At 36.8% G+C, this 11,971-nt stretch carries 13 protein-coding genes; 10 read left to right on the top strand and 3 right to left on the bottom strand.

The annotated features are described in order from the left end of the window. Positions 1-41: 41 nt before the first annotated feature. The 3 genes from D9780_RS02580 to D9780_RS02590 all read left to right on the top strand — a co-directional run bounded on the left by D9780_RS02580 (position 42) and on the right by D9780_RS02590 (position 2,611). Positions 42-1,034, top strand: coding sequence for a phosphotriesterase family protein (locus D9780_RS02580; protein WP_121639185.1), 993 nt, complete (start codon positions 42-44; stop codon positions 1,032-1,034). A gap of 51 nt (positions 1,035-1,085) precedes the next feature. Further along, complete coding sequence (locus tag D9780_RS02585; RefSeq protein ID WP_121639186.1) at positions 1,086-1,817, top strand: creatininase family protein; 732 nt, start codon at positions 1,086-1,088, stop codon at positions 1,815-1,817. A gap of 65 nt (positions 1,818-1,882) precedes the next feature. Further along, positions 1,883-2,611, top strand: a complete 729-nt coding sequence (locus tag D9780_RS02590) for an SIS domain-containing protein (RefSeq protein ID WP_121641408.1) — start codon at positions 1,883-1,885, stop codon at positions 2,609-2,611. Positions 2,612-2,875: 264 nt separating this feature from the next. Here the strand turns inward: D9780_RS02590 and D9780_RS02595 are convergent, their stop codons facing one another. Further along, positions 2,876-3,709 carry a YitT family protein gene (locus D9780_RS02595; RefSeq protein WP_121639187.1) on the bottom strand — a complete coding sequence of 278 codons (834 nt, stop codon included), beginning with the start codon at positions 3,707-3,709 and terminating at the stop codon, positions 2,876-2,878. A gap of 536 nt (positions 3,710-4,245) precedes the next feature. Between D9780_RS02595 and D9780_RS02600 the strand changes: the two genes are divergently transcribed. The 7 genes from D9780_RS02600 to D9780_RS02630 are packed head-to-tail and all read left to right on the top strand — an operon-like array spanning position 4,246 to position 10,941. Then, positions 4,246-5,079, top strand: coding sequence for a MurR/RpiR family transcriptional regulator (locus D9780_RS02600; RefSeq protein ID WP_240458767.1), 834 nt, complete (start codon positions 4,246-4,248; stop codon positions 5,077-5,079). A 9-nt stretch (positions 5,080-5,088) separates the two neighbouring features. Further along, positions 5,089-5,829: an MBL fold metallo-hydrolase gene (locus D9780_RS02605; protein ID WP_240458768.1), complete on the top strand. Its 741-nt coding sequence runs from the start codon at positions 5,089-5,091 to the stop codon at positions 5,827-5,829. Between the two features lie 13 nt (positions 5,830-5,842). Further along, positions 5,843-7,384: an ABC transporter substrate-binding protein gene (locus D9780_RS02610; protein ID WP_121639188.1), complete on the top strand. Its 1,542-nt coding sequence runs from the start codon at positions 5,843-5,845 to the stop codon at positions 7,382-7,384. A gap of 25 nt (positions 7,385-7,409) precedes the next feature. Next, positions 7,410-8,354, top strand: coding sequence for an ABC transporter permease (locus D9780_RS02615; protein WP_205601116.1), 945 nt, complete (start codon positions 7,410-7,412; stop codon positions 8,352-8,354). Positions 8,355-8,361: 7 nt separating this feature from the next. Then, entirely contained in the window at positions 8,362-9,168 is an 807-nt protein-coding gene (locus D9780_RS02620; RefSeq protein WP_121639189.1) for an ABC transporter permease, read from the top strand. A gap of 10 nt (positions 9,169-9,178) precedes the next feature. Next, entirely contained in the window at positions 9,179-10,159 is a 981-nt protein-coding gene (locus D9780_RS02625; protein WP_162985768.1) for an ABC transporter ATP-binding protein, read from the top strand. Next, positions 10,156-10,941 (top strand): ATP-binding cassette domain-containing protein, encoded by a 786-nt coding sequence (locus tag D9780_RS02630; protein ID WP_121639191.1) that lies wholly within the window; start codon positions 10,156-10,158, stop codon positions 10,939-10,941. Before D9780_RS02625 ends, D9780_RS02630 begins: the two co-directional genes overlap by 4 nt. 167 nt (positions 10,942-11,108) lie before the next feature. Here D9780_RS02630 and D9780_RS02635 read toward each other — a convergent pair whose 3' ends face one another. Together D9780_RS02635 and D9780_RS02640 are read right to left on the bottom strand one after the other, a co-directional pair. Then, entirely contained in the window at positions 11,109-11,531 is a 423-nt protein-coding gene (locus D9780_RS02635) for a hypothetical protein (RefSeq protein ID WP_121639192.1), read from the bottom strand. Beyond that, on the bottom strand, positions 11,528-11,737 hold the full coding sequence (locus tag D9780_RS02640; protein WP_116279282.1) for a helix-turn-helix transcriptional regulator: 210 nt from the start codon (positions 11,735-11,737) through the stop codon (positions 11,528-11,530). The genes D9780_RS02635 and D9780_RS02640 overlap by 4 nt, the downstream gene beginning before the upstream one ends. Positions 11,738-11,971: the final 234 nt, after the last annotated feature.

Here is an 11,971-nt window from a genome sequence, read left to right on the forward strand (position 1 = left end):
ATTTGGCGACAAGCCAAGTTTTTCTAAGGAGCTGATGCGTAATGAGTTTTATTCGTACATTTCATGGTGATGTTGATCCTAAAACACTAGGAGTTACATACTCTCATGAGCATATTGTTTGTCGTCCGCCATATTGGGTTGAGCAAGAAGCAGATGATTTATTGCTTGATGATAAAGAGAAGTCCAAACTGGATGTGTTAGATTTCAGTCGCCTTGGTGGTGAAGCGATCGTAGATGCTACAGCAATTGATTATGGTAGAGATGTACAGGCGGTGAAGGAGATTTCAGAAGAGACAGGAATTACGATTGTAGGTACAGCGGGATTTAATAAAAGTTTTTTATGGGCAGCAAGCATCCCTGAACATTTGAAATCTGTAACCGGCAATTATTCAACATTCCATGAGTGGATTGAAGCAAAAAGTATTAATGAGTTGGCAGATTTCGTTATTCGCGAAGTAGAAGAAGGTTTAGAAGGGACGAACATTTGCGGTGGGCAGGTGAAATTTGGGACGGGCTATAATCGAATTACTCCTTTAGAAGAGAAAACGATTCGTGCAGTAGCTAGAGCACATCATGAAACAAAAGCTCCCGTTCATTCACATACAGAAGCAGGTACGATGGCACTAGAGCAAATTGAAATTTTAAAATCAGAGCATGTTCCATTAGAATATGTGAGTTTTGGCCATATGGATCGAAATCCAGATCCTTTTTATCATGAACAAGTAGCAAGAACAGGTGCATTCTTATCTTTTGACGGTATATCTAAAATAAAATATGCTCCAGAGAGCACACGCATTCAATGTATTTTTGAATTAGTGAAAAAAGGCTATGAAAAGCAAATTTTAGTTAGTGGCGATACAGCTAGAAAAACGTATTACAAGCATTACGATTATGGGCTAGGTTTAGAGAATATTTTAGGGAAATGGGTACCTCGCTTTATAGAAGAAGCGGACCAAGCTGGATTTTCAGGAGAAGATTTAGTCACCAATTTCTTTGTAAATAACCCAGCGAGATGCTTTGCATTTAAAAAGTAATTACCCTTAACAATTATGCAGAAAATTAAATATGTGATGGAAGGTGCAACTATGGAGTTTCAATACGAAAATTCATATGAAATAAAAGATAAGGTCACAGCATCAAGTATTGCCATCTTACCAGTAGGAGCAGTTGAAGCACACGGCCCACACTTGCCATTGGGAACAGATAATCTTTTAGCTGAACGTGTCGCTAAAAACGTAGCTGAGCAAGTAGAAGCGTTTGTTTTACCTACTTTACCATATGGACAAGTATGGAGCTTGCGAAATTTTCCAGGAAGTATTAACGTTTCGAACGAATCGCTTATTTCCATCGTAGTGGATATTGGTGAAAGTTTATACAACCAAGGGTTCCGTACGTTTGCTATGGTGAATGGACATTTAGGAAATCAGCCTGCATTAAAAGACGCAGCTCGTGTTCTATTTACATCATGCCCTGATATCAAAGTTTTTTACTTCTTTTATCCGGGAATGCAGCAAGCGGCAAAGGAAGTTCGAGAAACAGACTCTGCTCATGCCACATACTTTCATGCCTGTGAAATTGAAACATCTTACATGCTTTACTTAGCGCCAGAATATGTGGATATGAAAAAAGCGATAAAAGATATTCCGCAAATACCTGAAGATGCAGATGTCACACCAACTCCTTGGGAAGCATTTACAAAATCAGCTGTTTTAGGAGATGCGACATTGGCAACAAAAGAAAAAGGTGAACATATTATCGAGATTGCGATTCGCAATATGGTTGACATGTTAAGGAATCACTGCCAGAAAAGACGATAAGTTTTATTTTTTGCACTTTTTGAATTGATGGAAGGATTTACATGTTAAAAGAGGAGGTAGTTGTTTTGATTCAAGCATATTTTGAAAAGATTCACGGATTACTGACTACTGTAGAACAAAAGGGAACAGAAACAATGGAAAAAGCAGCAAACAAAGTAGCTCAAACGATTCAAGCTGACGGGGTTATTCACTTGTTTGGTTGTGGTCATTCACATATTTTAACAGAAGAAGTGTATTATCGTGCTGGTGGACTTGTGCCCATCCATCCTATTTTTCACGAACCTTTAATGCTTCATGAGGGAGCTGTGCGTTCTTCCTCTTTAGAAAGAGAAAACGGTTATGCGAAAAACTTTATTGCAAACCAAGGAATTGCAGCAGGAGATGTCGTATTCGTCATTTCTACTTCAGGAAGAAATCCAGTACCCGTAGATGTGGCTAACTATGCAAAACAGCAAGGTGCTTACGTAATAGGCATTACTTCCATTGTTTATTCATCTAGTCAAGCTTCACGTCACATTAGCGGGAAACATCTTTATGATGTCGTTGATATCATCATTGATAATCACGCACCTGCTGGCGATGCACTACTATCTCATGAAAAAGTAACTGTACCTTTTGCACCAAGTTCAACTGTTATTGGAGCAACGATACTGAATGCTATATTAGCTAAAGCGATTGAAACGATGGCAGAGAAAGGATTTGAACCGCCTGTATTTTTAAGCGGCAATATAGAGGGTTCTGATGAACATAACCAACGCTTAGTTGAAAAATATAAAGAACGAGTAAAATTATAGTCGGTCTTTGACAAAAACGATACAAAAAATCCAAGTAGGCGCCTTCCAGTGTATCTTTCACTTTCCGAGCAATCTCATTCCTGTTCCGCCTCTAGTTCATAATGGCGCTGAACGGAAAAGCAAAAGGTGATTCAACCTTATTCTAACAATCATTCAATAAGCTTTTTTCAAGCTTATCGAATGGTTGTGTACAATAAAATACTATCATGACTCGCATTGAGCGATCTGCTGAACATCTTCATATTCCTTCATCTTCAATTTGTATTACCTTCCTTTATAGCCTCTACGATTTATTTCCTGTACACTATGAACGGTTATATAAGCATCTTCATCTATTTTTTCAATAATACGCTTCAAGTGAACAATTTCCTGTTTATTTATGACGATGTAAAGAATTTCTTTGTTCTGTTTTGTATAACCACCTTTACCTTCTAAAACAGTAATTCCACGAGACATATTATTCGTTACTTGTTGGAGAACTTCTTCAGGGTATTTTGATATAATGAGTACGGCCGTGCGTTCATTTGCACCTTCTACGATAATATCAATTGCTTTGGCACCAACGTAAACAGAGATTAACGTATACATGGCTTTTTCTTGACCGATGACGAACGCAGAAACCCCGATTACAGCAATATCTGTAAGGAGCATGCCCTTTCCAAAGCTCCAGCCGATATATTGATGAAGTAAACGAACGATAATAGCTGTCCCACCTGATGTACCTCCAGTTTTAAAAATGAGACCTAACCCAATTCCGACAGTTAAGCCAGCAAATAAAGCGGCTAACAATGTATCACCGTTTCCAGCTTTACCGATGTTTTCAGTTACATGCAAAAATAGGGACGAAAAGACGATAGATATAACGGTATATATCATGACCCGTTTACTAAAATATCGATAACCGATAGCTAGTAAAACAGCATTAATAGCAAAATTTACAATTCCTGTGGACCATCCAAATATATAATAAGTAACAATCGATATCCCAATGATTCCCCCTTCAGACAGGTTATTGGGAATTGCAAAATAATTAACTCCAAACGCAAATATAAATGATCCGATAATAATTAAACTGCTTTCTTTTAACCATTTTCCCATTTTCAAGAACTCCTCTCTAACTAGATTTTATCAGTATTCCAAGGAAATAAAAAGCAACAAAATAATCTGAAGCATTGCTTCTTTATCCTAATCGCTGTGAAGGAAATGCTCCGAAAAATGATGCTATGATACCTTTCCGCCTTTTACCCACAATATAAATGTTATGTGTTATACTATTCAAAAAAGTTGTAGAAGGTTGTATCCGTTGGATGGATAAAGATATGTGCAAAAAAGGTTTTACCAGGAGGAATAATAGCGGATACGCCGTATTTAATAAGCAGCGGTAACCAAACTATATGTGAAAGGAATCACCCATCTATTTCTTGCACTATAGAATAAAAGTCTGCTTCGAAAAAAGTGTTTTTAAGTTTTAAAAAACATGAAAGCTGTATGCTGAGTAAGTCTAAATGGGATAACATTGGCACACTCTCTTGCGTAAGGCTTTGCACTGGAGAAAAGTATAATACGATAAACGGTCGTTTTCGTCTTAAAGACCTGGTTAACAAGCCAAGTTTTCCCTAAAGGAGAGAGCATGTTTGAATAATTTAATAAACGAAAAATATGAACAATTAAGCGAAGCACAACGAAAAGTCGCTCGTTACATAGTAGAAAATATGGAAGAAGTTGTTGTCTTATCAGCACAAAGAATTGCTTCTTTGTCAGACGTAAGTGAAGCTACCGTTCATCGATTTGCTAAGACACTAGGATATTTTAGTTTTGTTGAACTAAAACAGGACATACATACAACATTACGTAAGAACCAACGAGCGCTAAATAATTTAATTACTACAACTGCTGAAAAACCAGATTCTTGGTTAGAAAAACATTTCTTGCAAGAAGCAGACAATATTGTTCGTACAAGTAAAGCAATAAAGGAGCGCGACATTCAAGACGTAGCTAACACATTGCTGCATGCTAATCATATATGGATAGCTGGTTGGCGATTGGGATTATCGATAACTACTTATATGCGATTTGTTTTTTCTTATATGCTTGGAAATACGACGTTAATTCCCCAAGGAGAACTCGCTGAATATAGTGCACATTTAAAAAAAACAGACGTCCTTATCGGAAGTGTATTTCCGCGTTATGATCATAAAACAGTACAAATTATAAAAAAGGCAAAAGAGAAACATGTTCAAACAATTATTTTGACGGACTCGCCTTTATGCCCTGCTTGTAAACATGCGGATATAACTTTGCTTGCGAAAACAAAGTCAAAAGGCTTTTTAGATTCGTATACAGCCGCATTATCTATATGTCAGGCAATTGTAAATGAACTTTCCCATATTGGAGGGGAACGTGTGAAAGAAAATATAAAGCAAATTGAAAAGAGTTATCCAGACTTTCTAGAAAAAAGCGAATCTTGATAGGAGTGGATGAAAATAAAATTACATACAGTCGGATATTGGGGCGCCTATCCAAACGTGAACGAAGCGACTTCATGTTATTACGTTGAGGATGAACAAACAAAAATTTTACTAGATTGTGGCAGTGGCGCTCTTTCTAAGTTGCAAAATGTAATGGAGTTACAGGATTTAGATGCCGTTTTTATAAGTCATATTCATACCGATCATATGGCGGATATTTACAGTTTGGAATATGCCATGCTTATTTTACAACAACTAGGGAAAAGAAAAGAGCCGCTAGATGTTTATGTATACGCAGAAAATAGGAGTGATCTATCGTTTGAATTTCCTCATGTATTACGTGTCCATCCAATTCACCTAACTGAATCGGTGGTTATAGGTTCACTACAGCTTACTTTTTCAGAAAATGTTCATGAGGTTCCGTGCTGTGCTATGAAGGTAATGAATCAGCAAGGACATGCCTTCGTATATTCTGCAGACACAGGTTATACAGAAAAACTCATTCAGTTTGCTCAAAATGTGGATACATTATTAATTGAATGTAGTTTTTATGCTGAACAACAAGGATTAGTAAAAGGACATTTATCGAGCTATGAAGTAGCTAACATTGCTAAAAAAGCAAACGTAGCTACCATTATTCTTACGCATTTCCCGCACTATGGTAATATTCAACAATTAAAAGAGGAAGTGGCGTCAAAAACAGATCAAGTTGTTCATCTTGCAAAGGAAGGTTTTACCATCACTATATAACGGAGGATTTGATATGAAAAAAAGTAATTTCAAAGCTTTTTTGTTATTATGTGCTGTTTCACTTGCTCTTATAGCTTGTTCCAATGCAAATTCTACTCCAACGGATGAGCAAGAAGTAAACGCCAAGGAAAATAAAGCAGGCGGTACGGTTCGTATAGCAATGAGTACGGAAGTGGATCATTTAGATCCGTATCAATCTGCTGCAACAGATACGATGTCGATGATGGACAATGTATATGATGGTTTATTAGACACAGATGAGTCTGGTGAACTGGTGCCTGCTATCGCAGAATCGTACGATATTTCCGAAAATGGGCGCGTATATACATTTAAATTAAAGGAAAATGTTATGTTTCACGATGGGTCTGAATTAACTGCAGAAGATGTGAAATATTCTTATGAAAAGTTAGCAGGGTTAAGCGGTGACGAGCCAATTTCATCCCAATTTGAAGTAATTGAAAAGGTGGAGACTCCCTCTGATTTTGAAGTCGTCATTACATTAAAAGAAACAAATTCGGCTTTTCTAGCAGCAAATATTCGACCGATTTTACCTGCTGATTATGATAATCATAGCGAAAAACCTATTGGAGCTGGTCCGTTTAAATTTGCAGAATATAAAGTAGGACAAGAACTGCGCTTAGTGAAATACGAAGACTACTATGATGAAGAAAAAGTACCGAAACTGGATGAAGTGCAGTTTAAAATCATGCCTGATCCAGAATCAGCAATACTAGCGATGCGATCTGGAGAAATTGATGTTATTCCAGGTATATCTGCTCAAGGCAAAGAGCAATTAGGCGAAACCATTGAAACGATAGCTGCCCCACAAAACATGGTACAGTTAATGGCTTTAAACAACCAAGTAGAACCGTTAAATGATCTTCGTGTACGTAAAGCAATTAACTTAGTTATTGATAAAGATATGATTATCGATATGGTAGCTGAAGGAGATGGTGTTAAACTAGGATCAAATTTCAGTCCATCCATGGAATTATATTACCAGGAAGGATTAGAAGATACGTATCAACCTCATCTTGATGAAGCGAAAAAGCTATTGAAGGAAGCAGGATACAAAGATGGGTTTAATTTAGAATTGACGGTGCCATCTGATTATCAATTTCATGTAGATACAGCGCAAGTTATTACAGAACAATTAGGGCAAGTCGGTATTCAAGTAGATATCAAACGAATTGAATTTAGTACTTGGTTGGAAAAAGTTTATAATCAAGCGCAATATGAAAGTACTATTATCGGGTTTACTGGAAAGCTAGATCCTTATGAAATTTTACGAAGGTATGTAAGTGACTACAATAATAACTTTGTTCAATTTAAAAATAAGGAATACGATGCACTTATCAAAGAGGCACTTGCGGCTACGGATGAAAAAGCGTTAGCTCATATATATAAGCAAGCTCAAACAATCCTGACAGAAAAAGCAGCTTCCGTATTTATTATGGATCCTTATCGTACAGTTGCGATGAAGAAAGGGTTACAAGGATGGAAAATGTATCCGATTCAAAAATTCAATTTAGAAGATTTATATTATACGGAATAACTGTCACGTAAAGGGGATAACTGTTGTGAGGTTTTACTTATATAAATTGTCTATGTTCGGTTTAACATTATTTATCGTTTCCCTCATGATTTTCTTTGTTTTTCAGTTATTGCCAGGTAATCCAGCCCAAATTATCCTTGGGTTGGATGCTGATGAACAACAAATTCATTATTTAGAGCAGGAATTAGGACTGGATAAATCAGCAATCGAAAGATACATCGATTGGATGGCCGGTATATTTCAAGGGGACTTAGGGGAATCTTTGCGTTACCAAGTACCTGTCAGTGACGTGCTTGCCGAACGTATTCCCGTGACGACATCCATAGCGATATTTTCCATGGTGTTAACAGTTATTGTTGGAATCCCCTTAGGAATTTTAATTGCTAGAATGAATGGGAAGAGAATTGCTGTTTTTTTATCGATGTTTACACAATTAGGCATTTCCATTCCTTCTTTCTGGTTTGGGTTTATGCTCATTTTATTGTTTTCCGTGACGTTAAATTGGGTAACCTCATTTGAATACGTAGCGTGGTCAGAAGATTTCTTTGGAGCGCTTCAGGCGCATTTGTTGCCATCGCTAGCTATTGCTATTTCTAATATTGCTGTTGTCATTCGTTATTTAAGAAATACCATATTAGATCAAAACAAAATGGATTATGTGCGAACAGCAACATGTAAAGGATTATCTGAGCGAGCTGTACTATATGGGCATGTATTAAGAAACGCATGTATTCCTATCATTACGATTATTGGTTTAATTACTGCAGATACGTTGGGTGGGAGCATTATTATTGAGAATGTCTTTGCCCTTCCTGGACTAGGTAGTTTACTTATTCAATCTATTACGTCAAGAGACTTTCCTTTGGTGCAATCCATGGTTCTATACATAGCTGCTATTGTATTAGTCATTCATTTTGTCGTCGATCTTTTATATAAATTTATTGATCCAAGAATAAGGCAAGGGAGGTAATCTTTGAATGAGGAGCAATCGACTTCCCTTATATATTGGTTTAACTTTTGTAGGGTTGCTTTTTGTTATGATGTTGATTGGCGTGTTTTATACACCCTATGACCCTAACGCGATGGATGCAACAAATCGGCTTGCCTTACCGTCAGCTACCCACTTATTTGGCACAGACAATTTTGGCAGAGATATTTTTAGTCGTGTCATGGAAGGAACCAAGACCGCCTTTTTCATCGGAACTACTGCTGTATCCATCGGTTTATTTTTTGGCTTCCTGTTCGGTGCTTTTGCTGGATACTTTGGTGGCTGGATAGATGAGATATTAATGCGTTTTATTGATGCTATGCTAGCCTTTCCTGGGATATTATTAGCAATTATGCTAGTTGCTGTCTTTGAACCAGGCATGAAAAATACGGTAATTGCACTTGGAGTTATGAGTGTTCCTGCATTTGCGCGAATTATTCGGAGTACTTTTATTCAGTACAAATCGTATGATTTTGTAAAGGCGAGTATAGCAAAAGGTGGAAGTGCATTGCATATTATGTTGAAGCATATTCTTCCAAATGCGTTATCACCAATATTCGTAGCAGCAAGTTTAAGCTTTTCAGGTTCTGTATTAGCGGAATCTGGTTTAAGTTATTTAGGCTTAGGAGTGCAGCCTCCTGATCCAAGCTGGGGAAGAATGTTAAAAGAAGCACAGCCTTATATCGCTACTGCTCCGTGGTATGTCGTCATTGTGGGGGTAGTGATTACGGTGCTTGTGTTAGGTTTTAATTTATTAAGTGATGGGATGCGTGACATCCATGATAAAAGGGCATAGGAGGGGAAAAGTGAATCAAGCTACCTTAGCAGTTCATGAACTCGATATAACTTTCCACTTTCCTGAAGGTGAGTTTTATGCTTTGCAAGATATTTCTTTTGAAATAAATCCAAATGAAGTAGTTGGCATTGTAGGGGAGTCTGGCTGTGGAAAAAGTCTAACTGCAAAAGCCATTATGGGAACATTACCACAAAATGCGAGCATTACACGTGGAAACATGGTCTTTCAGGATCGTCAGCTACATCAAATGTTAGATAAAGATTGGCAACGTTTAAGAGGAAACGAATTAACGATGATTTTTCAAGAACCTATGAATTCACTAAATCCTGTATTAACCATTGGAAAACAAGTTTCTGAAGTATTAAAGAGACATTCATCTCTTTCAAAAAAGGAAAGAAAGCAAAAAGTAATGAAAACATGGAAGGAAGTGGGCTTACCTAGACCAGAAGCATTATGGAAAGCATACCCGCATCAGCTCTCAGGAGGGATGTGTCAGCGCGTTGTTATAGCTATGGCAGTTATTGGCGAACCGCAATTAATTATTGCAGATGAACCGACAACGGCTTTAGATGTAACCACGCAAGCTCAAATATTAGATTTATTTCAATCCATTAAACAAAATTACAATAATGCTTTGTTATTTATTTCCCATGATTGGGGCGTTATACGACGCATTTGTGATCGGGTGATGGTGATGTACGCAGGAACAATTGTCGAACAAGGCAATGTAGATAAGCTTATGAATGAACCGAAACATCCTTATACGAAAAGCCTCCTCCAAGCTATTCCTAATGCATCCAAGCGGGGGCAACGATTATATACAATTCCAGGAAACGTACCAAGTTTACAAGAGAGAAAAACAGGTTGTCCATTTTATGAGCGCTGTCCGTTAAAAATGAAACAATGTAAAGCTGTTTTTCCAGATACATATACATTTGCACGGCAAACGGTCGCTTGTCATTTATTTGCTAAAGAAGGTGACCACCATTGAAACAGCCGCTTATAAAAGTAGAAAACCTAAAAAAATTTTATGACCAAAGGCGGGGGAAGTTTTGGGAACAAGCTTCGTACATAAAAGCTGTTAATGGTATATCGTTTACTTTATATGAGGGTGAATCATTTGGATTAGTAGGTGAGAGTGGTAGTGGCAAATCCACGACTGGTCAATTACTCGTACAGTTAATACAGCAAACAGAAGGGGAAATTTATTTTAAGGGGGAGGATGTATCATCATTCTCTGCTAAGCAATTAAAAGCTTGGAGAAAAGAAGTGCAAATTGTTTTTCAAGACCCTTTTTCATCATTGAATCCGAAGAAAAACGTCCAATGGACGTTAGATGAGCCGCTAGCACTTCATAAATTGGGAGATAAAGCGACCCGCTATAAGAGAATTGTTCAAACTTTACATGACGTTGGTTTAGACGAATCTTATTTATCACGCTATCCTCATGAGCTTAGTGGTGGACAAAGACAACGGATAGCAATTGCAGCTGCCATTATTCTCAAACCTCAGTTTATTGTCATTGATGAAGGCGTATCGGCACTCGATGTTTCTGTCCAAGCACAAATTTTAAATCTACTGAAAGATTTACAACATCAATATCAACTAACCTATTTATTTATTTCTCATGATTTACATGTTGTGCAATATTTTTGCGATCGCATTGCTGTGATGTATTCAGGAGAAATTGTCGAAATAGGAGAAACAGAAAAAATTATTCAATCGCAGCAGCACCCGTATTCTAAATCTTTATTCTCCATAGTAAATTATTAACGCAACGTTTAGCACCAGTACCTACCTTGAAAGGGGGTGGTAGCAAAAATAAAATGACAGCGCACTGTTCATCATCATGCTTGTATCATTCCTATTAAAGGTATGAGGGCTTGTGCGATCAAAATAAAATCAAATGAATAGAAATCTTGGTTGTTTATTAAAGCCTATTACCTTCTTTTAATAATAAGAGCAACTATACCTACAATCCAAATATACGAAAAGAAAAAGAGCCATAGATAAAGAATGGGAATTGACTCATATTCTAAAAATGTGAAAACTGCTAAAGCCACTAATAAAATAGTTAAGGAAATATGTGATGCGTATGCAAAAAAACGGAAGATATTGTGGATGACTCGTTCATCTGCTTCGGGCAAATTATCTCTTTTTCGTTTCTGTTTAATCACCTGAATTACTGTCAAAATGATAGTTGCTACGAAACCACCTGCAAGCACTTCATACGGAAATTCACCGTAAAAAAAATAAGCAAGAAATGAACCTAGCAAAGCACCAATAAAAGTACAAGTAATAATAAAGTATGGAGTCCACTTTGCTAAGATCTTTCTCCATTTTTTTCTATCCTCTACATTCATTTGTCATCATCCTCCAAAATAAATATTTCATTTATTGGCATATCAAAATATGCTATTAATTTTAATGCTAACTCAAGGCTTGGATTATACTTGTTTTTTTCAATTGCATTTATAGTCTGGCGTGTAACTTGTAGATCCTCAGCCATTTTAATTTGAGTTATCCCTTTTTTTTGACGGATTTCGCGAATATAATTAATCACTCTCATTAATTGCTCCTCCAAATCTAAGTAAAGATATCTTTACAAAAACAGTAACATAATAGCGACTGACTGTAAAGAAGTCTTTACAGTCAGTCGCTATTATTTTCACACGATAATCTGATTTATAATATATTATCCCTTTTACTTTTCGAATCCCCTTCATTTTATACTTTCTTGAAAGAAACTCGATTTGCAAATATCTAATTGATTTGTTTTAAACAGTATGTAAGTATCTAAATA

The organism is Virgibacillus sp. Bac330 (assembly GCF_003667845.1).
GTDB classification, from domain to species: domain Bacteria; phylum Bacillota; class Bacilli; order Bacillales; family Amphibacillaceae; genus Virgibacillus; species Virgibacillus chiguensis.